Here is a 25,092-nt window from a genome sequence, read left to right on the forward strand (position 1 = left end):
TTGACAGGACACGTGATGCTTCAGGATCCCCTTTTCATACTCGTTATCGTTGCCTGCGGCGCCGTTGCCGCCATCCTTCTCTTCGGCATTGGCACTTTCGGAAAGGGCGGCGAGTTCAACCGCAAACACGCCAACAAGATCATGCGCTGGCGGATCGCTGCACAGTTCGTGGCAGTCCTGGTGATCCTGCTTTTCGTCTACATCCGCCGTCAGGGAGGGCAATAGAATGGTGGTGCTTAACAAGATTTACACCAAAACCGGCGACCACGGTGAAACCGCACTCGGCAACGGCGCCAGGATCGCCAAGCATTCCATGCGTGTCACCGCCTACGGCACCGTGGACGAACTGAACGCGGCTCTCGGCCTGGCGAGGCTCCAGGCGGATGCATCCGACGCCGAAGCACTGTCCCGCATCCAGAACGACCTGTTCGATCTGGGGGCCGATCTTTGCCGGCCCGAGATGGAAAGGGATGCCGAAGCCGAATATACCCCACTGCGCATTTCCGACAAACAGGTTGCGCGTCTCGAGGACGAGATCGACGCGATGAACAAGGAACTGGAGCCGCTGCGTAGCTTCATACTGCCCGGAGGGTCGGCACTGGCCGCGCACCTTCATCACTGTCGCACCGTGGCGCGGCGCGCCGAGCGGCTGTCCGTGGAACTTGCCACGACGGAAGGCGTGAACCCGGCAGCGGTAAAATATCTCAACCGGTTGAGCGACTGGTTCTTCGTGGCCGCGCGGATGGCGAATGACGCGGGGCGGTCGGATATCCTCTGGGTTCCCGGGGCAAACCGCTGAAACGATCCACGACGGCCCGCTGCACCTGACAATTCCGGTGTCTGCCGCAGGCGGCCCTGTCGCACGGGGCCGAAACGCGACGTACCGGAGCGCAAACGTGACGATTTTACCCTGTTTCCGCCTGTCAGGAAGCTATATGAACCCGCGGGAGAGCTTTCAGGGGAGTCGTTTCCCGACTTCCCGCCAATTTTAGGGAGACCATGCCAATGAAGGTGCTCGTACCTGTCAAGCGCGTGATCGACTACAACGTGAAGGTCCGAGTGAAGTCGGACGGCAGCGGTGTCGATCTCGCAAATGTCAAGATGTCGATGAATCCGTTCGACGAGATCGCCGTTGAGGAGGCGATCCGCCTCAAGGAGGCGGGAAAGGCTGACGAGGTGATCGCGGTCTCGATCGGCGTCAAGCAGAGTCAGGAAACACTGCGCACCGCGCTGGCGATGGGGGCCGATCGGGCCATTCTCGTGGTGGCGGCGGACGACGTTCACACCGATATAGAACCCCTGAGCGTGGCAAAGATCCTTGCCAAGGTCGCCGAGGAAGAGGGCGCCGGTCTGATCCTTTGCGGCAAGCAGGCGATCGACAATGACATGAACGCCACCGGCCAGATGCTGTCGGCGTTGCTTGGCTGGAGCCAGGCGATGTATGCCAACAAGATCGACATCGACGGTGATCATGCCGTGGTGACCCGGGAGGTGGACGGCGGATTGCAGACGATCAAGGTCGGCATGCCCACGATAATCTCGACCGATCTGCGTCTCAACGAACCGCGCTACGCGTCGTTGCCCAACATCATGAAGGCCAAGAAAAAGCCGATGGATGAAAAGACGCCCGAGGATTATGGCGTTGATGTCAGCCCCCGCCTCGAAGTCATCAAGACGGATGAGCCCGAGGCGCGAAAGGCCGGCGAGATCGTGGGCTCTGTCGATGAACTGGTGGAGAAACTCAAGGAAGCGGGGGCTGTGTGATGGCTGTACTTCTTCTAGCCGAAGTGAATGACGGGGAACTGGCGCTTGATGCCACAGCCAAGGCCGTGACAGCCGCCGGGGAACTGGGCGATGTCACCGTTCTGGCCGCAGGCGCCACCTGCGCCGCCGCCGCCGAACAGGCCGCGAAGATCGCCGGGGTCAAAAAGGTACTCTGCGCCGAGCATGATCTCTATGGTCATCGCCTGGCCGAGCCGGTGTCCCGCCTCATCGCCGACCTGGCCGCGGATTACGATCACATCGTTGCCCCGGCCACCACCGATGCCAAGAACATCCTGCCCCGCGTCGCGGCACTTCTGGACGTGATGGTCATCACCGATGCATCCGGGGTCATCGATGGCGACACGTTTGAACGTCCGATCTACGCGGGCAACGCGGTGCAGACTGTCAAGTCATCGGATCCCAAGAAAGTCGTGTCGTTCCGTACATCGACCTTCGATGCGGCGGGTGAACAGGATGCAGCGCCGGTTGAAAACATCGACGCAGCCGCGGACCCTGCACTCAGTGAATGGGTCGAGGACAAGGTGGCCGAAAGCGACCGCCCGGAACTGACCTCGGCCGGTGTGGTCGTCTCGGGCGGGCGCGGTGTCGGCTCCGAGGATGATTTCGCGTTGATCGAAAAACTCGCCGACAAATTGGGAGCAGCCGTGGGCGCGTCCCGCGCGGCCGTGGACTCCGGCTTCGCGCCGAATGACTGGCAAGTCGGTCAGACCGGCAAGGTTGTCGCGCCCGATCTCTATATCGCCGTCGGTATATCGGGCGCGATCCAGCATCTGGCGGGCATGAAGGACAGCAAGATCATCGTCGCGATCAACAAGGATGAGGAGGCGCCGATCTTCCAGGTGGCCGATTACGGCCTCGTCGCGGACCTCTTCGACGCGGTGCCTGAACTGAACGACAAGCTCTGAGATCAACCGCCCGCACAAGCGGGAACCCGAAGAACCCGCCCGTCACACGGCGGGTTCTTTCATGCGTCACCCGGCAATTTCGGCCATCAAGGGTGTCAGCGCCTCGGCGGCTTCTTCATGCGCGGCCGGGTTCATGACCCCGCCTGCAGCCTGAACTTCCAGCTGCGAAAAGATCATGCCCTCCGTTCCCTGCGCCAGTGCATCCGCGCTGACCGTCACATCGAGGACCTGCAGCACCTGCCCGCGCAGGGCATTTATCATGCCATCAGTCACCAGGGCCGGATCCGCCTCCAGATCCGGGCGGTCGGCGGCCCGTCCGGGCGGATGGGCCGAGAACCACAACAAGACCACCGGGGGATCGATTCGCCCCAGAAGCTCGTGCATCCGTTCCAGCCACACCGCCTGTAATTCCTGCCGCAAGGTCATGTAGCGTCGATACGAAATCCGGCGCAGGCGGCTCAGCATGTGACGTGTGAAATGGAACTCGGTAAAATCCACTTCCGGGAACAACCCTCGCAGATCCGTCCTTGCCTCGACGAAACGATCATTGCGGCGCGGATGCACCGCGTAATAACGGTTGGCAAGGTTCTGCGCACAGGGCACCTGAAGCACCACGACCCGGGCCGCCCCTGCCATGCGCAACAGATCGGGTTCGTTGAGAAATACATCCACCCCCGCATTCGGCCAGCCGAAATTGACGCAGGAAAGGCCCGTTCGCGCCTCAACCAGCGCCGGAAACGGACGGCTGATGTATTTCCCGTAGGTCTCGGTTCCGCCAAGGAAGGCGGCGAACCCTCCATTCAAGGTCCGCTTCGGGCCGCGGAACAGCAATCTGCAATCGCCGTAGCGGCACGGCATGTAATCGAGGGTCGTCTCCCCCATCTTTTCATAGGTCATCTCACCCACCAGTTTCTTCACCCGGCAGGCAGAGTCACCGGCGCACCTTTACAATTCACTAACGTGTCAATTCAACACGGAGTTTAACGGATGCCGCCCCTTGCAGCCCCCCCGGCGGCGGGCCTATTGTGGATGCGAAACACGCGAGAGGCGGGCACATGGAAATCGTAACAGTCGGCGTGATCGGGGCGGGACAGATGGGCAATGGGATCGCCCATGTGATGGCGCTGGCCGGCTATGATGTAAAAATCAACGACATCAGCCAGGATGCCCTTGATGCCGCCGTGGCCACGATTCGCCGCAACATGGACCGGCAGGTCAGCCGCGAAAAGATCTCTCAGGCGGACATGGACACCGCAATGGGGCGAATCGAGACAACCCTCAAGTTGACCGATCTGGGCGCGACGGACCTTGTAATCGAAGCCGCGACCGAACGCGAAACCGTCAAGCAGGCCATTTTCGAGGATCTGCAACCGGCGCTGCGACCGCATACGATACTGACCTCCAACACCTCGTCGATTTCGATCACCCGGCTTGCCAGCCGCACCGATCGTCCGGGCAAGTTCATGGGCTTCCACTTCATGAACCCGGTTCCCGTCATGCAACTGGTGGAACTGATCCGGGGTATCGCCACCGACCGGGAAACCTATGACACCTGCCTTGCGGTTGTCGAAAGGCTGGGCAAGACCGCGGCATCGGCCGAGGATTTCCCGGGTTTCATTGTCAACCGCATCCTCATGCCGATGATAAACGAAGGCGTCTATACCCTCTACGAAGGTGTCGGGAACGTGAAATCAATAGATCAGTCGATGAAACTCGGTGCGAACCACCCCATGGGCCCACTGGAGCTGGCGGATTTCATCGGGTTGGACACCTGCCTCGCGATCATGAACGTTCTTCATGACGGTCTTGCGGACACCAAGTACCGCCCCTGCCCGCTGCTGACGAAATATGTCGAGGCCGGCTGGCTGGGCCGAAAGACCGGGCGCGGTTTCTACGACTACAGCGGCGAAACACCGGTTCCCACGCGGTAAGGCCATTCCCGATCCGAACGCGGCGGGCTCCGTTCCCGGCGCTGACCCCGCTGCACGCAGCGCCCGGTCAGTCCTTTTCTTCCATGTCAAACCCCAGGTGACGGGCCACCGTGAAGATATCCTTGTCTCCGCGGCCACACATGTTCATGCAAAGGATATGATCGGCGGGCAGGTCCGGGGCGATCTTGGTCACATGGGCAAGCGCATGGGACGGTTCGAGCGCCGGTATGATACCTTCCTTCTCGCAGGAAAGCTGAAAGGCTTCGAGCGCCTCCGCATCGGTGATCGAGACGTATTTCGCACGGCCCGATTCATGCAGCCAGGAATGTTCAGGCCCGATGCCGGGGTAATCCAGACCGGCTGATATGGAATACCCTTCGAGGATCTGTCCGTCGTCGTCCTGCAGAAGGTAGGTGCGATTCCCGTGCAATACACCGGGCCTGCCGCCAGTCAGGGAGGCGCAATGCTCCATCGCGTCGGTAACGCCGCGACCGCCGGCTTCGACACCGATGATATTCACCTCCTTGTCATCGAGGAACGGATAGAACAGGCCCATCGCGTTGGATCCGCCGCCGATCGCGGCGATCACCGTGTCGGGCAGGCGACCCTCGGCAGATTGCATCTGTTCGCGGACTTCCTTGCCGATGATCGACTGGAAATCACGCACCATCGCCGGATAGGGGTGCGGCCCGGCCACCGTACCGATGCAGTAAAAGGTGTCACGCACATTGGTCACCCAGTCGCGCAGCGCGTCATTCATCGCGTCCTTGAGGGTGCCGCGTCCCGAAGTGACCGGTATGACCTCCGCCCCCAGCAGCCGCATTCGAAACACGTTCGGCCGCTGCCGCTCGACGTCATGGGCACCCATGTAGACCACGCATTGAAGGCCGAACTTGGCACAGACGGTGGCGGTGGCCACACCGTGCTGGCCAGCGCCTGTTTCCGCTATGATCCGGGATTTTCCCATCCGGCGGGCCAGTATGATCTGTCCCAGCACGTTGTTGATCTTGTGCGCGCCGGTATGGTTCAACTCGTCACGCTTCATGTAGATTTTCGCGCCGCCCAAATGCTCTGTAAGCCGCTCGGCATGATAGAGCGGGCTGGGCCGCCCCACGTAATGGGTCCACAGATCGTGCATCTCGTCCCAGAAACTCTGGTCCGTCTTGGCGTTCTCGTACTGCGCCTCGAGTTCGAGGATCAGCGGCATCAACGTTTCGGAAACGAACCGACCGCCAAAATCGCCGAACCGGCCCTTCTCGTCAGGGCCGGTCATGAAGGAGTTGAAGAGTTCGTTCAAGGCGCGTGCCTCCCATCGTGGTCTGTCTTTGCATATGGGACGCTGCAGGAATTTTCCAGCGAAAACCGGCAAGGGCCGCCGCGGTCAGGACGGCATGGAACCGTGACATGCCAGAGACTGTCTGGGGCAATCGGAAACGATCCGCAGACGGGCGGGCAACCCCGATCCGGCGCCACTTTTGCTAGAGGATCCGCACCACATGCGCCCGCGTGAGAAGCTCCGGCTCGGACAAGAGGAACGGCGCGAAAGGTTGCGTGCTCTGAACGACTTCCCATTCACCACGACGAGTCAGATCGTCCATCACCTCTGGGAATCCCTGTTCCTGCCGGGTCGCCTCGATAAGGTTGAACACCCCGTGCCCGCCAGGGCGCGTGACGCGGGCGAGGTGTCGCAATGTCGACGGCGGTGCATGGCCCGGTCCGAACGAGCCGACGCAGACGAAACCGGCGAAATGATCGTCCGCGAAAGGCAAGCCCTCCCCCATGTCGGCAACCTGCAGATCACCATACGCTCCGGTCTGCCCCGCACGCGCGATCATCTCGGGCGAGAGGTCGCACCCGGTTAAATGATGGTATCCCATGAGCATCAGCATCTCTCCCACCAGACCGGTGCCACACCCGGCATCCAGGATCGGCCCGTGCATCCGTCCGAGATGGCTTGACAGCAACCCGGCACCGAGAAACGGAAGACGATAGCCGTTCGCTATGGTGTCGGCATCATAGCTGTCGGCCCAGGTGTCATAGGCGCGGCGCGAATCCTCCGGGGTCTTCGCACCATAAACCCCGGCAAGCCCGTCGGTCTCGATCGTCATCCGTCATCTCCCGTGTGCTTCAAGAGCGGGAAGGATCGACTCAGGCCCTGGCGTTGTCAATGAAGGCCCGCATCAGGTCGGCATCCTTGACGCCGGGTGAACTTTCCACACCGGACGAGACATCGACCTGCCGTGCCCCTGTCTGCGCGATGGCCTCCGCCACATTGTCGGGATTGAGCCCGCCCGCCAGCATCCACGGCACCGGCCAGCGCCGTCCGGTCAGAAGCTCCCAGTCGAAGGTCAGTGCATTCCCACCGGGACGCTCCGCGCCCGGGGGCGGCTTGGCGTCGATCAGAAGCTGGTCGGCCACCTTGCCATAGAAATCTATTTGCGTGAGATCGGTTTCGACAGCAACACCCACCGCCTTCATCACGGGCAGCCCGTAGCGCCGCTTCACCTCGGCGACGCGTGCCGGGCTTTCGCTTCCGTGAAGTTGCAGCATGTCCACGGGCACTTCGGACGTGAGCGCATCGAGCAGCAGGTCATCGGCATCGACTGTCAAGGCAACCCGCGTGATCCCCTCGGGAACCGCCCCGGCCATGTGGGCGGCATCCTCGAGCTGCACATGCCGGGGTGATCCGGGGAAGAACACGAACCCGACATACGTCGCCCCCGCCAATATGGCGGCCGGAACATCGGCGCTGTCAGTCAGCCCGCAGATCTTGACTTTCATGTCGGATGGCATCTGGTGCTCAACTGGCCTCGTCGAGAATGGCGAGAACCTCGTCCTTGCCCTGATGCTTTTCGCCTTTCAGGCGCTGGACCTCGGCGCGCAGCGCCCGCATCTCACGCGCCTGCCGGGCCGCCGCCGCTCTTTCCTTGGCCTCGCGGATCCACTCCCAGATGAATCCCAGGATCAATCCGGCCAGAACCCCGCCGAACATCACGACGAAAAGCGGGATGTCATAGGTCGGGTTCAGCGCCGCCAAGCCCGACAGTTCGTCAGGCAGAACCCGGATGGTCACCATGCCGCGATTGGCCAGCGCGATCAGGATGAGGGCGAGCCCGAAAACGGCGATACATGCGTAGCGGACATAACGCATCAGGAATTCCCGTTCAGACGCTCGCGGAGAAGTTTGCCGGTCTTGAAGAACGGCACATGCTTTTCTTCCACATGCACGGATTCGCCTGTGCGCGGGTTACGCCCCGTGCGTGCATCGCGCTTCTTGACCGAGAACGCCCCGAAACCGCGCAGTTCAACCCTGTTGCCATTGGCCATGGCGTCCGTGATCTCGTTGAAAATGGTGTTCACGATGCGCTCTACATCCCTTTGGTAGAGATGCGGATTCTCATCTGCAATCTTTTGAATCAATTCCGACCGGATCATTATTCATTCCCCTGGAGTTTGGCGCGCTGACATCTTTCCCCGCGCTCGACTATAGTCAGAAAAGCAGCCGTCCGAAACAAAAAGCCACTGCCGCGGCAGGCGGATTCCCCTATTTGGGCCCGCGGAACCCTGGTCGGCAACGCAGTTCAGTACTGACGTTTTTACCCCTAACTCTTTCTGCATCGCGGAAAAATTACTGATTCGCAAACGAAAACGGCCCCGCGGACAAGGTGCCGCGGGGCCGTGCCGGCCGTGGATACGACCGGTATCAGTCCTTGTCTTCATCGCCTTTCAGCGCCGCACCAAGGATATCTCCCAGTGATGCGCCGGAGTCGGAACTGCCATATTGCTGGACGGCCTCCTTCTCTTCGGCAATCTCGCGGGCCTTGATGCTGAGGCCGAGGCGACGCGACTTGCTGTCGATATTGGTCACGCGCACATCGACCTTGTCTCCGACCGAGAAGCGGTCGGGCCGCTGCTCCGAGCGGTCCCGGCTGAGGTCGGAGCGGCGAATGAAACTCTTCATTCCCTCGTATTCCACCTCGATGCCGCCGTCCTCGATCGACGTGACCTCGACCGTGATGATCGAGCCGCGCTTCACGCCGCCCACGGCTTCCGAGAACTTGTCGCCACCCAGTGCCTTGATCGAAAGCGAGATGCGTTCCTTCTCCACGTCCACTTCGGAGACGACCGCCTGCACAACGTCACCTTTCTTGTAGTTCTGGATCGCATCCTCACCACGCTCGTCCCAGGAGATATCGGAAAGGTGGACCATGCCGTCGATCTCGCCTTCGAGACCGATGAACAGGCCGAACTCGGTGATGTTCTTGACCTCGCCTTCCACTTCGGTGCCCTCGGGATGGGTCTCGGCGAAGACTTCCCAGGGGTTGCGCATGGTCTGTTTCAGGCCCAGGCTCACGCGGCGCTTGGCCGGATCAATCTCCAGGACCATGACCTCGACTTCCTGCGAGGTGGACACGATCTTGCCGGGATGCACGTTCTTCTTGGTCCATGACATTTCCGAGACGTGAACGAGGCCCTCGACGCCCGGCTCCAGTTCCACGAAGGCGCCGTAATCGGTAATATTGGTCACGCGTCCGGTATGAACGGAATTCAGCGGGTACTTGACCGCCACCAGGTCCCACGGATCCTCCTGCAGCTGCTTCATTCCGAGGCTGATGCGGTGGGTTTCCTTGTTGATCTTGATGACCTGCACATTCACCGTCTCACCGATCGAAAGGATCTCGGAGGGATGGTTGACGCGGCGCCAGGCCATGTCCGTTACGTGCAGCAGGCCGTCTACACCACCAAGGTCCACGAAGGCACCGTATTCGGTGATGTTCTTGACCACGCCTTCCACGGTGTCGCCCTCGTTGAGCTTGCCGATGATCTCGGCGCGCTGCTCGGCGCGGCTTTCCTCAAGGATGGCGCGGCGCGAAACCACGATGTTGCCGCGGCGGCGGTCCATCTTGAGGATCTGGAACGGTTGCTTGAGGCCCATGAGCGGGCCGGCATCGCGCACCGGACGCACATCCACCTGGCTGCCGGGCAGGAACGCGACGGCGCCGCCCAGATCGACGGTGAAGCCGCCCTTGACGCGGCCGAAGATCGCGCCCTCGACGCGCGCATCATCCGCATAGGCCTTTTCCAGACGGTCCCAGGCTTCTTCACGCCGGGCCATCTCGCGGCTGATGACCGCTTCACCACGGGCGTTCTCGGCCGCGCGCAGATAAACCTCGACCTCGTCACCCACCTCGATTTCGGGCGCCTCGCCGGGATTCGCGAATTCCTTGAGTTCGACGCGGCCTTCCATTTTGTAGCCAACGTCGATAATGGCCTGGCCCGCCTCGATGGCGATGACCTTGCCCTTGACGACAGAGCCCTCCTGGGGCGTGTCCATTTCGAAGCTTTCGTTAAGGAGGGCTTCGAATTCCTCCATGGATGCGTTCTGAGCCATGTGGCGTCTGTTTCCTTTACATCTGTTTTCCGGCCGCGCGGTTGTCTCCGCCGGTCTTGGGTTGGTGCCCTGCCCCATAAGCAGTCGGGGGCAGAACGGTTTCGTTGGTCAGGCGTATCGCAAAACAAAGAGGGCCGGATGCCCCGGCCCTGCCCGATCCTGTTTGTTATGCAGCGTGTGATCCGCCTTGATGACGCCGCGCGTATAGCGGCAACGTGCCGGGGAATCAAGCCTGCTCGGCAAACTGCCCCGGCACCACAAGGCCCCGACCATTATTCGGCCGTTTGTACCATGTCCTCGACGCGGGACTTGATCTGCATCTCCAGGTCCTGGTCCTGCGTGGCAGCCTCGGCGATCTCCTGGTACGTCTCAAGGGTGATCCCGTCGGTGTCCTCGATCGCACCGGCAATCTCGGCAGTGGCCTTGTCAAGTATCTCCTGCTGCTGATCTTCCGACTCGGCGGATTGCAGGGCCGGCGTATATTTCTTGCGCAGGTCGAACACCTGCAGCAGGGCCACGGTAAACGCGTCCAGTTGCGCGCCCGAATAGCCCCCGGCGGCCTCCTGCGCGGCGGCGCTCTGGGTGGTCATGACTGTCATCGGTGCCGCGGTCATCGCAAGCGCCAGGGCCGTGGAGGTTGCGGCAAGTGTTCTTGTAAAGGGCATGAATACTCCGTCTGGTTTTGCATCTGCAGCAGGGCCAACCTGCCCGCACGACGTAAGAGCGGATGTGTGCGATACAACCGAAAACACGAAATTCGGCAAATCCCCGAACCCTCCGATCCTTGCGCCATCACCTGGCACCCTTCCGGATGTGCCGGAGAATCTGCCGACGCGGCCACCGCCAGTGGGGTTCCGATACGGGTCAGGACCGCTTCGAATCGACCACGGCAATGGCCGTTTTCACGGCCTCCTCGATGTCCATTTCCGATGTGTCCAGGACCACCGCGTCCTCCGCAGGTCTTAACGGTGCGTCGGCCCGCGCACTGTCGCGGGCATCGCGGCCGCGCAGATCGGACAGAACAGCGTCATAATCCACATCATGACCGTTGGCTGCCAGTTCCCTGAACCGACGTATGGCGCGCACATCGTCGGTCGCGGTGACGAACAGCTTGACCTCGGCCTCCGGGCAGATGACCGTCCCGATGTCTCGGCCGTCCAGTACCGCGCCGCCTGCACGCCGGGCAAAGGCGCGCTGAAAATCCACCAGCGCACCGCGGACATCCGGGATCGCCGCGACCCGGCTTGCGGCCTGCGCCACCTCGGGCGTGCGCAGATCATCCGCCTCAAGATCCTCGGCCCGGAGCGATTTCGCAGCCTCGACCGGATCGGTGCCGTCAAGGGTTCGCCGGCCGGTGGCACGGTAGAGAAGCCCCGTATCCAGATGCGCAAGGCCGAAATGCGCCGCCACTGCCCGGGACACCGTGCCCTTGCCGGCCGCCGCCGGCCCGTCTATCGCGACCGTGAATGCCATGCTGCCCGTCCTTTCAAGATCATGCCTAGACAATGCCGCCGGCCCCCTCAAGCCCAATGACCGACGGGCCGGCCGTTCAGCCCTCGCGGCGGATTTCCGCGCCCAGCCTGGTCATCAACGGCTCGAAAACCGGAAAGGAGGTGGCGATCGGGCTACCGTCGTCCACCCGCACGGGCCGCACGCACCCCAGCCCCAGAACCAGGAAAGCCATGGCGATGCGATGATCCAGATGGCTGGCACAAGTCGCGCCCCCAGGAACGCCCCCATGCCCGCGCCCGTGCACGATCCACCAGTCCTCTCCCTCTTCAACCTCCACGCCACAGTCCCGCAGCCCGGTGGCCATGGCCGTGATCCGGTCACTTTCCTTCACCCTCAGCTCCTTGACACCGCGCATCACGGTGGGGCCTTCCGCAAAGGCAGCGACAGCCGAAAGAACCGGGTATTCGTCAATCATGCTCGCGGCTCGCGCGGGCGGCACCTCGACGCCGCGCAGCGCCGGTGAAAACCGCGCCCGCAGGTCCGCCACCGGCTCTCCGCCCTCTTCCCGTTCGTTTTCATAGCTCAGCGCCGCCCCCATCTCGCGCAGGGTGGTAAAAAGGCCCGCACGGGTCGGATTGAGGCCAATGCCCGGAACCCGCACATCCGAACCTTCGGTGATAAGTGCGGCACAGACCGGAAAGGCCGCCGAGGACGGATCACGCGGGACCGCGATCTGCTGCGGCACAAGTTCCGGCCGACCCGCCAGGGTGATGATCCTGCCCTCGCCCGTCTCTTGCGTGACGGTCTCGGCGCCGAAGCCCGCAAGCATCCGCTCGGTATGGTCCCTGGTCGCCTCGCGCTCGATGACCACCGTTTCGCCGGGGGCATTCAGTCCGGCCAGCAGCACCGCCGATTTCACCTGCGCCGAGGGAACCGGCACCTCGTAACGCACCGGCACCGGAGCGCGTGCCCCGACCACCGTCATCGGCAAGCGGCCGCCCGAACGCCCCACAGCCATCGCCCCGAACAGCGCCAGGGGGTCGGTGACCCGCGCCATCGGGCGCTTGTTGAGGCTGGCGTCACCGGTGAAGGTCGCCGTCACGGGCGAGGTCGCCATCGCCCCCATGATCAGCCGCACGCCGGTGCCCGAGTTGCCGCAGTCGATCACCCGGTCAGGCTCGGCGAAACCGCCAACGCCCACGCCATGCACTGACCAGGCGCCATCACCCAGGTCGGTGACCTCGGCACCGAAGGCGCGCATCGCGCGGGCGGTATCCAGGACATCCTCGCCTTCCAGAAGCCCGGTAATCCGTGTATCACCGACCGAGAGCGCGCCCAGGATCAGCGCCCGATGGCTCACGGATTTGTCGCCCGGTACGTCGGCATTGCCGGCAAGCGGTCCGGATTTCCGGGATATCATTGGGACAGGGGGGCCGTGGCCGGACATGGGCGCGCCTTTCTCAAGCAGGGGTCCGGCGCCTGATAGCGCAGGCTGCCCGCCGCGTCCATCGCCCTCAGGTTCGCCCTGTCAGCCCGGCCCCCGGCGCAGCGGAAGGGTGGCGCAGCGGAATGATCCGCCGGTGCCCGGCACCGCGTCGAAATCCACTTCTTCCACACGGTAGCCGGCAGTTCGCAACGCGGCGTTGACGCGTGCACATGACGGCGCGGACCGTGCGATGATCCGATCCGGTGCGACCGACAGGACGTTGGTGGCCAGCTCGTCCGCCTCCTCGCGCGTGACCTCGATCCAGTCGTATTTCTCGCACAGCACCTCTGGTATGCCGTCAAGCCCGTCGGGGTAGATCAACGCATGGCCCAGACCCAGCGGATTGAAGGTACAGTCAAGATGCAACACATCCTCGCCCTCGTCCGGGGACCGGCAGGGCAGCGGCACGACCTCATGCGTATCGCCGAACCGGGCACGCAGAAAATCCAGACCCTCCCTGTCGCTGCGCTGCCCGCAGCCGACGAAGACATGCGCACCGTCCACGATCACGTCCCCGCCCTCGAGGCAGATGCCCGGCGGCACCGCGATGCGCGGCCCGATGCACGCGTCGAGAATATGTGCGATCCCCGCGATCTCCTCCATCCGGCTGGCCACGCGCATGCCCGCCTCGACGAAGGTGTCGCCGATGACAAAGCCGATATCGCGCGGGCAGGTCTGGTCCTGCACCGAAGCCGGCGCAATCTGAGGGGAATGGACCCGGACTCCGGCCGCCTCCAACACGGAGCGGAATCCGGCAAACTCCGCCTGCAGCCGTCCGGTATCAGGCTGTCCTGCAGTCGCGAGGGTCCGGTGATGCTTGCCATTGACGATTTCAACACGGCCGGGATCACGGTGATACCCCTCGCCCGTGCCCACGATCACATCCCTGAGAGTCGCGCATTCGCTGCGCACATCCATGAAGAGTCCGGTACCCAATCGCTGCCTCCCTGCCCGACGAACGCCTCAGGCCGTCCTTGCAGCGATCACCATGACCTCGACCGCGAGTTCGGGCAAGGCCAGTTTCGCCTCTCCGCAAGCGCGCGCCGGCGCAGCGCCGGGCGCCACCCATGAATCCCAGACCGCATTCATCGCGGCGAAATCACCCATGTCCGCCAGCCATATCGTGGCGCTCAGTATGCGGCTCTTGTCGGATCCGGCTTCTGCAAGCAAAGCGTCGACCTTGTCCAGGCAGGCACGGGTCTGGTCTCCGACACTGTCGCCGGGGCTTCCCACCTGACCGGCCAAATACACAATGCCGTTGTGAATGACGATCTGGCTCATCCTTGCGCCAACGTGATGGCGGGTTATGTCGCTCATCTCTCAAGTCCCTTTCTGTTATCCATGGATATTATGCCGAAAACCTCGATGGTGACAGAGCCGCTACCGCCAACGGGGCCAGGGCCGGTTCCCGGCCTGAGACAAGCGCGCTGCAAAGCCGGGCGAGGGCTGGGGCGGTCTGCACCCCGTACCCACCCTGCCCTGCGAGCCAGAAGAACCCCTCCGCCAAGGGGTCGAACCCGGCCACCGGCGTGCGATCGCGGGTGAAGCTCCGCAATCCGGCCCAGTTGCTTTCGACCCGCGTTACCGGCACGGTCACCGCCTGTTCATAACGGTAAAGTCCCTCGGCCAACACCATGTCGTCTGCCCATGCGTCATGCGGGTCGACGGGATCCTCGTCGGCGGGACTGACCATCAGACGCCCTGCATCGGGCTTGGCATACCATGTCTCGGAAACCGACCCGAAAAGCGGCCATCTTGAAATGTCATGCCCGTCCGGCGCCGGCAGCAACGCCGCCGAACGCCGCATGGGCCGCAAACCCACGGTGCCGACGCCGGCAAGACGGGCGATGTCGTCAGCCCAGGCACCGGCGGCATTGACCAGCACCGGTGCTGCATGAACGTCCTTGTCCGTGGTGACTTCCCAGATGTCCCCGCTTCGGAAGATTCCCGACACCGCGGCTCCCGTCACGATCCGCCCGCCGCGCGCCTTCAACAACCGCGCATAGCCCTGCAGCGCGCGATCAACGTCGATATCGCGCGCGCCACGCTCGATCACGGCACCGCCGATATGTTCCGGCCGCAGAATCGGGACAAGCTCGACAGCCTCCCCCGTGCTCAGCCTGTCGACACCCTCGGCCCCCTCGATATAGGATTCGAGCGCGCTCATCTCTTCATCGGTGGCCAGAAGCAACTCACCGCGAGGGCTCAAAAGACTGGATTCGGCAATCTCGCCAGGCGTCTCGAACACCTGCTCCGCCGCGGCGTTGAGGGCTCGCAGGGTGGCGTTGCCATAATTGCGGATGAATATCGCTGCCGACCTTCCCGTGGAGTGATACCCAAGCTGTGCCTCGCCCTCCAGTACCGTGACGCGCGCACCGTCCCCGGCGATCTCGGCGGCGGCGCTGATACCGGCGATCCCGCCTCCGACCACTATGACATCGGCCGGGGTCATGCGCCCTCGAAACCGCCCAGAACGGCGGTCAGGTTCTCGCCCAGCTCGTCGCAGAGGTATCCGCCCTCCTGCACGAAAAGCGTCGGCAGGCCCATCCCCGCAAGCGCCGCGCCGATCCTGCCAAAACCCGGTGTGGTGATCGCCAATCCCTTGAAGGGATCGCCCTCGTAGGCATCGAGGCCAAGCGCCACAACCACCGCATCGGCGCCGAAATCCGCGATCCTCTCCAGCGCCCTGTCGAGAACCTTCAGATAATCATCGTCGCCGGTTCCCCGCTCCAGCGGCAGGTTCAGGTTGCAGCCCGTGCCGCGCCCCGCGCCGCGCTCCTGCGCATGACCCCAGAAAAACGGGTAGAAACGCGCCGGATCGGCATGGAGCGAAACCGTCAGCACGTCATCCCGGTTATAGAATATGCCCTGTGTGCCGTTGCCGTGATGCACGTCCACATCAAGGATCGCGGGCCGCCAGCCGCGCGCGCGAAACCGCTCGGCGGCGATCGCGGCATTGTTGAAGAAACAAAAGCCCCCGGCCAGATCGGCAAACGCATGATGGCCCGGCGGCCGCGACAGGGCATAAGCCGCCCGGTCCCCGCCCGCCACCAGGTCGGCGGCGGTCACCGCCGTCTGCGCCGACCAGTAGGCGGCCTCCCAGGTGCCCGCCCCGATCGGGCAGGCGGTATCGGCCTGGTGGTAGCCCGCCTGCCCCACCGCCGATTTCGGATAACTGTCGCTGCGGTTGGCAGGATGGATGTTGGGAATGACCTCTGCCCCGGCGCCCTCGATCCGTTGCCAGCGGGTATGGATGTTGCGCAGGAAAGTAACGTACTCTGGCGTATGGACGGCTGCGATCGGGCCCGTGCCGGTATCGCCCGGTTCCGCGAAGGCACATCCGGCGTCCGCGGCGCCCTTGTGAAGAACCCTGATGCGCTCCGGTTGTTCCGGGCTTGGCCTCACCACCCCGTTGGCCATGAAATGCTGCGGGTCGTGCCGCCACTGCCGGTCGTCGAATATCGCCTTCATTCCGTTTCCCTCGTCAAACGTTGCGTGCCGTCCCTCGTCAGCACCATGGTTCCGGCCGCGGTTCGCGGGACAAAGCCCAGCCGTTCGTAGAACCGCCGAGATGCGGCGCTTTCGGCATAAACGGCCAGGGTTATCCATTCCGCCCGCCACAGCCGCGCCGCACGCGCCACCGTCTCCGCCAGAAGCCGGCGGCCAAGGCCGCGCCCGCGCGCGGATTGCGCCACCCACAGGTCCGACACGTAAACTCCGGCCGCGCCCTCCACTGTCGAGAAGACGGGCGAGAACAGCGCCGCGCCCAGTGTCTCGTCACCCTTTTGGGCCAACAGGGCCCATGCGGCCGGATGCGGCCCCTCGATGGCCACCGCAAGCGCCGCAGCCGTGGACGCGTGATCGTCTCCCAGATCGCCACTTAGGGCGCGCAGGGCCCGGTCCAGCCGCACCACATCGTCCTTGGTCTCGACAGGGCGAAAGAAAAGGCCAGTCATGTCAGATCTCGGTCCTGTCCGCCCCTTTCAACCCCAGCATCGCGCGCGCTTCGTCCGCAGTGGCCACCCGGCGGCCCATGTCCTCGACAATTCGGCGTATCTTTGCAACCTGTTCGGCATTGGAGCGCGCCAGCGTGCCGCGTGCTATCGTCAAGCTGTCCTCCAGTCCCACACGGACATGCCCCCCCATTGCCGCCGCCATGCTGACCAGCGGCATCTGGTGCCGCCCGGCCGCCAACACCGAGAACATGTAATCCTGCCCGAAAAGCTTGTCAGCGATACGCACCATGTGGGTCAGGTTTTCCGGGTCCGGCCCCATGCCACCCAGCACGCCGAAAACGAACTGGATGAAAAAGGGCGGCTGGATCAGGTCCCGATCCGCGAAATGACGCAGCATGTAAAGGTGGCTCAGGTCATAGCATTCGAACTCGAACCGGGCGCCGCGGTCTGTCCCCAGCTCTGTCAGGATCCGGGCGATATCGCGCGGGGTGTTCTTGAACACCAGGTCGTCGGTGCCCTCCAGGAACGGCTTTTCCCAGTCGTGACGCCATTCCCCGATCCGTTCGGCCATCGGGTAAAGAGCGAAATTCATCGACCCCATGTTGAGCGAGGCCATCTCCGGCGCCGCGCGCTTCGGCGCCGCAAGCCGTTCATCGAGGCTCATGATCGCACTGCCGCCGGTCGACAGGTTAAGGACCGCGTCACACCCCTGCTTGAGGCGCGGAAGGAAGGCCATGAAATGTTCCGGCGCCGCCGAGGGCCGCCCGGTTTCGGGATCGCGCGCATGAAGATGCAGGATCGCCGCCCCGGCCTCGGACGCGCCGATGCCCTGTTCTGTGATCTCGCCCGCCGTGACCGGCAAATGGGACGACATCGACGGCGTGTGAATCGAGCCGGTAACGGCACAGGTGATGAGGATCTTCGTCATTCCGCGCCGCCGTCACGCCGACCGCGAGAGCGCCGGGCGGATCTCGGCCTCAAGCTGCACCAGGGCGTCATCAAGGATGGCGATGATCTCGTCAAGGTGCGTCTCCGTGGCGATCATCGGCGGGCATACGAGGATATGATCCCCTTCCAGCCCACCCCTGGTGCGCCGTGAATAAACGATCAGGCCCTTTTCATAAGCGATTTGCGGAAATCTCTCAAAGGCGCGCAGATGTGCGGGCAGCGGCGCCTTGTTGGCGCGGTCGGCCATGAACTCGAACGCCAGCAGCAGCCCCTTTCCGCGCACGTCCCCGATGATGGCATGGCGCTGCTTCAGCGCCTCGAGCCGCGATTTCAGGCGGGCGCCCATCGCTCCGGCATTGGCAACCAGACCCTGCCGCTCGATTTCGTCGATCACCGCAAGACCCGCGGCACAGGCCAACGGATTGCCGGCATAGGTGTAGCCATGCGCGAACCCGCCCGCGTCCAGCACCGCCTCGACCAGCCGCTCGTGTGCCACCATCGCACCCAGCGGCACATATCCCGCCGCGAACCCCTTGGACATCACGATTATGTCCGGTTCCAGGCCCCAGTGATCGGTGGCCAGAAAGGCGCCCGTGCGCCCTGCCCCGGTCATCACCTCGTCGAGGATCAGCAGAACGCCATGTTCGCGGCAGATCTCCTGCACCCGCTCCATGTAGCCCGCGGGGGGCACCAGCGCACCGGTCGAGGCACCGCCCACCGGCTCGACGATGAAGGCCAGAACGCTCTCGGGACCCTCTTGCAGTATCTTTGCCTCCAGCATGTCGGCGTAATGGCGCCCGGTAGCCGGATCAGCCGGGTCCAGCCCGTCCAGATAGGCCCGCGGGGCCGGAACCTTGGGCATCTCGCGCATCATTGGCGCAAACGGCCCGGTCAGCGGCGCATACCCGGTCACGGCCAGCGCCCCCAGTGTCGAGCCGTGATAAGAGGGCTCACGCGCGATCACTTTCCACCGATCCGGGTGCCCGGCGGCCAGGGTGTACTGACGTGCCAGCTTGAGGGCGCTTTCCACGGCCTCCGAGCCGCCGGAAACGAAGAACACCCGGTTCAGCCCCTCCGGGCAAAGCGCCGCGGTCTTGGCGGCCAGCTTCTCGCTCGCCTCGGTCTCGAAATGCAGGCGGTAGCCGAAGGTCGCCTTCTCCATCTGCCTGCGCATCGCGTCCAGCACACGTTCATTCGAATGGCCGATATTGCAAACCATCGCGCCCGACGACCCGTCGAGATAACGCTTGCCGTCCACGTCCCAGATATAGACGCCCCGCGCCTGATCCAGAACCGGACGTCGCTGACGGCCCTGATAGAACAGATGGCTGGGCTTGCGGGTCATCGATACCTCATCCGGGCAGCGCCGCGCAGTCCTGCGGGCGCAATTGCAGGCTCACGTCGCTGCCGGCGGCGTAGGGGTGTTCGTCGATCATGTTGATGGCCTGAAGCTGGGTATCGCCGGCACGCACGAAATACCGCACCGCCTGGCCCTGATAATCCACCGTCTCCACCTTGGCAGGAACCGAAACGGCATCGCCGGCAGGCGCGTCCGGTGCGGCAAGCAGCAGCTTTTCGGCCCGCACCACCAGCTTCGCCTTGCCCTCGGATTTCAGGTTGGGCGCCTTCCATACCGGGATCGCCAGCTTGCCGAAGATGGGCGCCTCCAGCGCCACGCTGTCGCTGCTGCGCTCGATGCAGTCCGCGGCGATAATGTTCGAGGCCCCAAGGAAATTCGCCACGAATTCCGAGGCGGGCGTGTTGTAGACTTCCTCGGGTTCTCCCACCTGCTCGACACGGCCCTCGCTCATCACCACGATCTGGTCCGACATGGCCAGCGCCTCGGACTGGTCGTGGGTGACGAAAACCGTGGTCACGCCGATGCGTTCCTGAATGCGCTTGAGCTCAACCCTCATGTCCTCACGCAGGTTGGCATCAAGCGCCGAAAGCGGCTCGTCGAGCAGCAGGACATCCGGCTCGATCACGATGGCGCGGGCCAAAGCGATGCGCTGCTGCTGCCCGCCCGAAAGCTCCTTTGGATATCGTTCCCCGACATTGGGCAACTGTACCAGGTCCAGGGCATCCTGAACCCGCTTGGGGATCTCGCCGGCCGGGACATCGCGGTATTTCAGGCCGAAGGCGACGTTCTCGGCCACGGTCTTGTGCGGAAACAGCGCGTAGTTCTGAAACACCAGCCCGAGATTGCGCTTGTGAATCGGCACATCGTTTACACGTTTGCCACCGATCAGGATCTCGCCCTCCGTGGGGTCGAGAAGCCCCGCGATCATGCGCAGGTTCGTCGTCTTGCCACAGCCCGACGGCCCCAGCAGCGTCACGAAGGCGCCCTCCGCGATCTCCAGGGAACTCTTGTGGACGGCAGTGAAGGTACCGAACCGCTTGGCGATGTTGTTCAGGGTGACGGCGCTCATCGGCGGCCTCCTGCAATGGAGCGAAAACGGGTGTGGCAGCGGGTCCCGGCGACAAGGGTGCCGGGACCCGCCATTCAGGCTTCTTGTCAGTAACCCTTCTGGATCCGGCCGAACTTCTTCGACCATTCCTGCTCGTTGCCGTTCCAGTAAGCCGGATCGGCAAAGGTCAACCCGTCCAGCGTGCCGTTCGGATCGAAGGCCGGGAGGGTCGGGATCTTGTCACCCAGATCCACCTTGTTCGGATCGAGCGCCGGGGGATAGTTCTGACCCTCGGCCACCGCGATCGCCGTTTCCGGCGCCAGCATGAAGTTCAGCAATTCCTCGCAGGCCTCCATCGGGCTGCCCTTGATGACGAACATGCATTCCTGCCAGCCATACCCGTTGGGCGGGTCCATGTAGCCGATGTCGTGGCCCTGCTCCTGGAGCGCGAAGATCCGGCCTGACCAACCTTCGGTCGCGTGGATCTCCTCCTCGGCCAGAAGGCTCATCAACTCGGCGCCCGATCCCCAGTACTTCAGGCTGAGGTCACGATGCGTGCGGATCGCGTCCCAGATGGCCTCCATGTCAGTGGCACCGTTGGGATCCTGATCGGTTTGAAGGGCTCCGTACCAGATGCGCGTGCGCCAGTCGCCCCAACCGCCGATCTTGCCCTTGTGGGCTTCGTCGATAAGGATTCGGGCACCCTTCTCCTGCATTTCCTCATCCGAGATGTACTTGCGGTTGTAGGCAAGTCCGGTGGTTCCGTAATCGTACGGAACACAGCTCAGCTTGCCATCGCTCACGTTGCGGAACACGTCGATCAGCTTGGGGATCACGTATTGCAGGTTGGGGATATTGTCTTCGTTGAGGACCGTCGAAAGCCCGAGGTTGTGATACCGCGCGTAATCGAAGACACCCGACAGGTGCGCGATGTTGTATTCTCCCTCCTGGCTGGCCTTGACCCGGCTCAGGTATTCGTCACCGCCACCGAAAGTGCCATCGACCACCTCGACGCCGGTCTCGGACTCGAATGGCTGAAAGGCATTCTCCCGCAATGCTTCGGAAACGACGCCTCCCCAGCCGTCGAACCGGACCTGGCTTACATCCGCGGCATGGGCAAATTTCGCGAACGGCGTCTGAACACCATAGGCCAGGCCGGCCGCTCCGATCAGGCCCAGAAAACTGCGGCGGTCAAGGTCGCCGTTCATGTACCGCTCGCGCAGTCGCTCGTAGCGTGTGGTGTTGTCCATTTTCCCTGTCATGTTTTCACTCCTTGTTGGGGTTGCAGTCTGTACGATCCGAGCGGTTCTAGGCGCCGCTCTTGCTTGATAGTCGCCGGGCGATCGCGATCCCCAGCAGGGGAAGTCCGACGGTCATGACAATCATCACCGTACCCAGCGCGTTGATTTCGGGGCTGATCGAATTGCGCAGCATCGCGAAGATTTGCGTCGGCACCGTCTCCACCCCGCCCGGCTTCCAGAACAGGGTGCCGGTGATGTCGTCAAAACTGATTGTGAACGCGAACAGGGCGCCGGCCAGAACCGCGGGCAGCATCAACGGAAGCGTGATCTGGAAAAACGTCTGCCGTGGACTCGCCCCGAGGCTCATCGCCGCCTCTTCCACGTCGCGCTTGATGCTGACAAGCCTTGCCTGCACAACCAGGATCACGAAGGGCAGCGTGAAGATCACGTGCCCCGCCAGCAGCAGCGTGAAGCTCTTGTTGATCTGCAGGAAATTCAGAAACAGCAGCAGCGCCACGGCCAGAACCACCTCGGGAACCAGAATCGGTGCAATCAGGAGGGTGGAAATCATGTTCGCGCCCGGCACCCGGTAACGCACCAGTGCCAGGCTTGCCAGAACGCCCAGCGTGGTCGATATCAACGCTGTCATCAGGCCCAGAACAATCGAGGTGCGGAAAGCGCGCAGGATCGCCTCGTTCTGGGCCAGTTCCACGAACCACCGGAAGGAAAATCCGGTCATCGGGAAGGCCCCGAACTGGCTGGCATTGAAGCTCAGCAGAACCACCACGGCTATCGGCAGGAACATGAAGATGTAGACCAGAAGGGTCCATACCCGCACGAGGTTCCAGCCCAGGGATCCACTCGACGCCGCCATCAGCCAAGCCCCTTCATCAACTGCGCCATCCCGAGATAGCGGTTGTAAATCAGCACCAGCGCACCCAGAACCGCCAGCAACATCAGGCTCAAGGCACTGCCAAGTGGCCAGTTGAGCTGCGTGATGATCGCCTCGAAAACCAGGTTGGCGAACATCGCATCGGTCGCACCGCCCAGAACGAGGGGCGTGATGTATGTCCCGGCTCCCAGCACGAAACACAGCAGGCCGCCCGCGGCCAGCCCCGGCAATGACAGCGGCAGCGTCACCTGCTTGAAGGCCTGCCAGCGCGTCGCGCCCAGCGAATTCGCGGCGTCCTCGAGATTGGTGTCGATTCCGTCAAGGCTGACAAAGACGTTCAGCACCATGAAGGGAAGCAGGAAATGCACCAGTCCCAGGATCACCGACTGTTCGTTGTAGAGCATCTGGATCGGCTCCGAGATCACCCCGACCCAGAGAAGGAACGTATTGAGAGCCCCGGACACGCCCAGGATGTTGATCCAGCTCATCGTGCGAATGATGTAGCTGATCCAGAACGGCAGCATCAGGAGGAGAAGCAGGATTGCCTTGTTCCCTTTCGAACGGGCAATGAAATAAGCTGCCGGATACCCCATGAGCGCACAGACCAGCGTGGTGATAGCGGCGATCTTCAAGGTGTTGAGCAGAATGTCGCGGTAAAAGCGGTCGGTCAGCGCCTCCTGCCAGTTGTCAAGAAAGAACCCGATCTGGTCCGCCCCCGTCGCGGTGCGCAGCCAGAATGAATAGACCACGATGAACAGAAGCGGCACGAAAAGCAGGAAGGTCACCGCCGTAAGGGCGGGCGACAGCAGAATCCACGGCTGGCGTGCCTCGCGGGCTTCGACCGACATTTCCGGTTCTCCCTGTGTTTCGCCCGTCCGTGCGGGCTTGTGTTCACGATGCAAAGCGGGCAAGCATATATCAAATAGATAATTGGAATTCCGACTATTGATCAAACCTATGCAATCAGGCTCCAGGACGACACGCACCGACGGAACCGCCTCCGACGGCCGTCTCACCCCCGAACGACTGATGCGCGAACTCGACTGGAACCTGCTGCGCAGCTTCGTCGTTCTGGCGCAGTCGTCTTCCGTGACCGAAGCTGCCGGCCGCCTTCGCCTGACACAGCCCTCGGTCTCGACCGCTCTCAAGCGGCTGGAACAGCATGTCGGACGCAAGTTGATCGACCGTGCACCGGGTCATTTCCGCTTGACTGACGCCGGCGAGGCGCTCTACCGCGAAGCGCTGGATATCCAGGGGTCGATCCTGCGCCTTTCGACCCTCATGCGCGACATGACGGATGAGGTCACCGGCCATGTCCGCCTGACGCTTGCCAGTCACGTCATCTGCCCTCTTTTCGATCAGGTCCTGGCGGAATTCCACGCCGAGCATCCGCGGGCCACTCTTTCGATCGAGGTGCAGTCCTCTGCCGCCGCAATCGAAAGTGTCACCGCCCGGGCGGCTTCCTTCGCGGTCTGTCTCGTGCACAAGCGCAACCCGCGGCTTGAATATCGCCGGCTCTACCGGGAATATTTCGGGCTTTTCTGCGGCCCGCCACACCCGCTTTTCGGACGTCGTGACCTGACCCGCGCGGATCTTGCCGGCCATTCCTCTGTCAGTTTCGACACCGACCGGCTCCAGGATGCCCTCAAACCGGTGACCCTGATGCGGGCCGAGGCCGACCTCGGTGACCTTGTGGTCGGCACATCCAGCCATCTCGAAGAAGTGCGCCGCATGATCATCGCCGGACTCGGCATTGGCCCGCTGCCCCTCCATGTCGCCGAACGCGACGTGCGCGACGGGCTGATGTGGCAATTGCCGCCCTATGACCAGACTCCGGCCATCGACGTGCATGTGGTCTGGAATCCACGCGCAAGCCTGAACCGGGCGGAACAGTCGCTTCTCACCCGCTTGCTGCAACAGATCGAAGCGACCCCGATGGACAAGCGTACATATCGCTGAGACAGGCAACTTGCCTGCCCGCGCGTCATGACATCGTTCCCGCAAGTCTGAATGACCTGCCGGCAAAGAAACCTGCGCCCGGCCGATCGCCTTGTCCGGCCGGTGACACGCCCCGTTTTGCCGGACGCGGCCCGGCGGAAACTTCTCCTGCAGGCGGACCTTCTTCTTGACCGGAGAACAGGTGTTAATTATGCATCTGCCTCACTGAGCGGGTATGGTGTAATGGTAGCGCCCCAGCCTTCCAAGCTGGTCGTGCGGGTTCGATTCCCGCTACCCGCTCCAGAAAATTCTCCCTTACCCGGTTTGCGGACACCCCCGCACGGCAGTCCCCGGGAACCGGGCAGACAGGAAACCTTTAACCGCGATCCCCGTAATTCAAGCACGGGACGCGAGTTTGCCATTGCCGCTCCGGGCCTGCCCTGTTCCTCGCCAATTCGCGCTTCAACCCGGCGTTGTCGAATTCGGCCATGGCTCGCAAGAGACATTGCGCGTCAATGGCCGAATCCAACAGCACCGGCCGAACCGCTTCCGATCAGTTGCGTGTCAATCGGCATTCAAACCTGACCCCCTATCGGCATCCAGTATTGACCCCCTTGGTGGTGAGCTGAATTGATGCGGTGGATGCCCCCACCTGACGGCATCCTTTATGCCATAATAGTTCGATTGGAACTTAGCGGAGGGCACACCGATGACGACGAATATCAGCATGCTGGCGATCGACCTGGCGAAGGGTAGCT

28 protein-coding genes and 1 tRNA gene are annotated in these 25,092 nt (G+C 63.0%); 7 read left to right on the forward strand and 22 right to left on the reverse strand.

Annotated features, from left to right (window positions below):
* Positions 1-15 precede the first annotated feature (15 nt).
* The 4 genes from DQW77_RS05470 (at position 16) to DQW77_RS05485 (ending at position 2,690) form a co-directional block, all read left to right on the forward strand.
* Positions 16-225 (forward strand): twin transmembrane helix small protein, encoded by a 210-nt coding sequence (locus tag DQW77_RS05470; RefSeq protein WP_113257170.1) that lies wholly within the window; start codon positions 16-18, stop codon positions 223-225.
* 1 nt (position 226) lies between these two features.
* Positions 227-799, forward strand: coding sequence for a cob(I)yrinic acid a,c-diamide adenosyltransferase (locus DQW77_RS05475; protein ID WP_113257171.1), 573 nt, complete (start codon positions 227-229; stop codon positions 797-799).
* A gap of 206 nt (positions 800-1,005) precedes the next feature.
* The gene (locus DQW77_RS05480) at positions 1,006-1,764 is read left to right on the forward strand and encodes an electron transfer flavoprotein subunit beta/FixA family protein (RefSeq protein ID WP_113257172.1); all 759 of its coding nucleotides are present in this window, start codon (positions 1,006-1,008) and stop codon (positions 1,762-1,764) included.
* Positions 1,764-2,690, forward strand: a complete 927-nt coding sequence (locus DQW77_RS05485) for an electron transfer flavoprotein subunit alpha/FixB family protein (protein WP_113257173.1) — start codon at positions 1,764-1,766, stop codon at positions 2,688-2,690. Before DQW77_RS05480 ends, DQW77_RS05485 begins: the two co-directional genes overlap by 1 nt.
* A 66-nt stretch (positions 2,691-2,756) precedes the next feature.
* On the opposite strand, the gene DQW77_RS05490 is transcribed toward DQW77_RS05485, so the two are convergent.
* Positions 2,757-3,587: a DUF6473 family protein gene (locus DQW77_RS05490; protein ID WP_113257220.1), complete on the reverse strand. Its 831-nt coding sequence runs from the start codon at positions 3,585-3,587 to the stop codon at positions 2,757-2,759.
* A 158-nt stretch (positions 3,588-3,745) separates the two neighbouring features.
* On the opposite strand from DQW77_RS05490, the gene DQW77_RS05495 reads away from it, so the two are divergent.
* Complete coding sequence (locus DQW77_RS05495) at positions 3,746-4,621, forward strand: 3-hydroxybutyryl-CoA dehydrogenase (protein ID WP_113257174.1); 876 nt, start codon at positions 3,746-3,748, stop codon at positions 4,619-4,621.
* A 67-nt stretch (positions 4,622-4,688) separates the two neighbouring features.
* On the opposite strand, the gene trpB is transcribed toward DQW77_RS05495, so the two are convergent.
* From trpB to DQW77_RS05595, 20 genes are all read right to left on the reverse strand, one after another.
* A complete protein-coding gene (trpB, locus tag DQW77_RS05500; RefSeq protein ID WP_113257221.1) occupies positions 4,689-5,894 on the reverse strand; it encodes a tryptophan synthase subunit beta in 1,206 nt (401 codons plus the stop codon).
* 205 nt (positions 5,895-6,099) lie between these two features.
* The gene (locus DQW77_RS05505) at positions 6,100-6,729 is read right to left on the reverse strand and encodes a class I SAM-dependent methyltransferase (RefSeq protein WP_113257175.1); all 630 of its coding nucleotides are present in this window, start codon (positions 6,727-6,729) and stop codon (positions 6,100-6,102) included.
* Positions 6,730-6,769: 40 nt separating this feature from the next.
* The gene (locus DQW77_RS05510; protein WP_113257176.1) at positions 6,770-7,414 is read right to left on the reverse strand and encodes a phosphoribosylanthranilate isomerase; all 645 of its coding nucleotides are present in this window, start codon (positions 7,412-7,414) and stop codon (positions 6,770-6,772) included.
* 7 nt (positions 7,415-7,421) lie between these two features.
* Complete coding sequence (locus DQW77_RS05515) at positions 7,422-7,772, reverse strand: lipopolysaccharide assembly protein LapA domain-containing protein (RefSeq protein ID WP_113257177.1); 351 nt, start codon at positions 7,770-7,772, stop codon at positions 7,422-7,424.
* Complete coding sequence (gene ihfB / locus DQW77_RS05520) at positions 7,772-8,056, reverse strand: integration host factor subunit beta (protein WP_113257178.1); 285 nt, start codon at positions 8,054-8,056, stop codon at positions 7,772-7,774. Before ihfB ends, DQW77_RS05515 begins: the two co-directional genes overlap by 1 nt.
* 268 nt (positions 8,057-8,324) lie before the next feature.
* Complete coding sequence (gene rpsA / locus DQW77_RS05525) at positions 8,325-10,091, reverse strand: 30S ribosomal protein S1 (RefSeq protein ID WP_258523699.1); 1,767 nt, start codon at positions 10,089-10,091, stop codon at positions 8,325-8,327.
* 194 nt (positions 10,092-10,285) lie between these two features.
* Positions 10,286-10,678: a DUF4168 domain-containing protein gene (locus tag DQW77_RS05530; protein WP_113257180.1), complete on the reverse strand. Its 393-nt coding sequence runs from the start codon at positions 10,676-10,678 to the stop codon at positions 10,286-10,288.
* Between the two features lie 199 nt (positions 10,679-10,877).
* Positions 10,878-11,486, reverse strand: coding sequence for a d(CMP) kinase (locus DQW77_RS05535; RefSeq protein ID WP_113257181.1), 609 nt, complete (start codon positions 11,484-11,486; stop codon positions 10,878-10,880).
* A gap of 76 nt (positions 11,487-11,562) precedes the next feature.
* Positions 11,563-12,912, reverse strand: coding sequence for a 3-phosphoshikimate 1-carboxyvinyltransferase (gene aroA, locus DQW77_RS05540; protein WP_113257182.1), 1,350 nt, complete (start codon positions 12,910-12,912; stop codon positions 11,563-11,565).
* 81 nt (positions 12,913-12,993) lie between these two features.
* Positions 12,994-13,887, reverse strand: a complete 894-nt coding sequence (locus tag DQW77_RS05545) for a dimethylarginine dimethylaminohydrolase family protein (RefSeq protein ID WP_147094931.1) — start codon at positions 13,885-13,887, stop codon at positions 12,994-12,996.
* Positions 13,888-13,914: 27 nt separating this feature from the next.
* Positions 13,915-14,268, reverse strand: a complete 354-nt coding sequence (locus DQW77_RS05550) for a RidA family protein (RefSeq protein ID WP_113257184.1) — start codon at positions 14,266-14,268, stop codon at positions 13,915-13,917.
* A gap of 31 nt (positions 14,269-14,299) precedes the next feature.
* Positions 14,300-15,403 carry an FAD-binding oxidoreductase gene (locus DQW77_RS05555; protein ID WP_113257185.1) on the reverse strand — a complete coding sequence of 368 codons (1,104 nt, stop codon included), beginning with the start codon at positions 15,401-15,403 and terminating at the stop codon, positions 14,300-14,302.
* On the reverse strand, positions 15,400-16,422 hold the full coding sequence (locus tag DQW77_RS05560) for a histone deacetylase family protein (protein ID WP_113257186.1): 1,023 nt from the start codon (positions 16,420-16,422) through the stop codon (positions 15,400-15,402). The genes DQW77_RS05555 and DQW77_RS05560 overlap by 4 nt, the downstream gene beginning before the upstream one ends.
* The gene (locus tag DQW77_RS05565; RefSeq protein ID WP_113257187.1) at positions 16,419-16,907 is read right to left on the reverse strand and encodes a GNAT family N-acetyltransferase; all 489 of its coding nucleotides are present in this window, start codon (positions 16,905-16,907) and stop codon (positions 16,419-16,421) included. The genes DQW77_RS05560 and DQW77_RS05565 overlap by 4 nt, the downstream gene beginning before the upstream one ends.
* A gap of 1 nt (position 16,908) precedes the next feature.
* Positions 16,909-17,835: a 3-keto-5-aminohexanoate cleavage protein gene (locus tag DQW77_RS05570; protein ID WP_113257188.1), complete on the reverse strand. Its 927-nt coding sequence runs from the start codon at positions 17,833-17,835 to the stop codon at positions 16,909-16,911.
* Between the two features lie 12 nt (positions 17,836-17,847).
* Positions 17,848-19,200, reverse strand: a complete 1,353-nt coding sequence (locus DQW77_RS05575; RefSeq protein WP_113257189.1) for an aspartate aminotransferase family protein — start codon at positions 19,198-19,200, stop codon at positions 17,848-17,850.
* Positions 19,201-19,207: 7 nt separating this feature from the next.
* On the reverse strand, positions 19,208-20,284 hold the full coding sequence (locus tag DQW77_RS05580; protein WP_113257190.1) for an ABC transporter ATP-binding protein: 1,077 nt from the start codon (positions 20,282-20,284) through the stop codon (positions 19,208-19,210).
* An 86-nt stretch (positions 20,285-20,370) separates the two neighbouring features.
* Positions 20,371-21,513: an extracellular solute-binding protein gene (locus DQW77_RS05585; RefSeq protein ID WP_113257191.1), complete on the reverse strand. Its 1,143-nt coding sequence runs from the start codon at positions 21,511-21,513 to the stop codon at positions 20,371-20,373.
* 58 nt (positions 21,514-21,571) lie between these two features.
* On the reverse strand, positions 21,572-22,378 hold the full coding sequence (locus DQW77_RS05590) for an ABC transporter permease (protein WP_258523704.1): 807 nt from the start codon (positions 22,376-22,378) through the stop codon (positions 21,572-21,574).
* Entirely contained in the window at positions 22,378-23,244 is an 867-nt protein-coding gene (locus tag DQW77_RS05595; RefSeq protein ID WP_113257223.1) for an ABC transporter permease, read from the reverse strand. Before DQW77_RS05595 ends, DQW77_RS05590 begins: the two co-directional genes overlap by 1 nt.
* Before the next feature lie 109 nt (positions 23,245-23,353).
* On the opposite strand from DQW77_RS05595, the gene DQW77_RS05600 reads away from it, so the two are divergent.
* Both DQW77_RS05600 and DQW77_RS05605 read left to right on the forward strand, forming a co-directional pair.
* The gene (locus tag DQW77_RS05600) at positions 23,354-24,355 is read left to right on the forward strand and encodes a LysR family transcriptional regulator (RefSeq protein WP_113257192.1); all 1,002 of its coding nucleotides are present in this window, start codon (positions 23,354-23,356) and stop codon (positions 24,353-24,355) included.
* Between the two features lie 208 nt (positions 24,356-24,563).
* A tRNA-Gly gene (locus DQW77_RS05605) sits at positions 24,564-24,637 on the forward strand.
* Between the two features lie 261 nt (positions 24,638-24,898).
* Here the strand turns inward: DQW77_RS05605 and DQW77_RS18340 are convergent.
* A partial coding sequence (locus DQW77_RS18340) for a hypothetical protein (protein ID WP_220124948.1) occupies positions 24,899-25,092 on the reverse strand: 194 nt, incomplete at its 5' end.

This window comes from Roseovarius sp. TE539 (assembly GCF_003298505.1).
Taxonomy (GTDB): domain Bacteria; phylum Pseudomonadota; class Alphaproteobacteria; order Rhodobacterales; family Rhodobacteraceae; genus Roseovarius.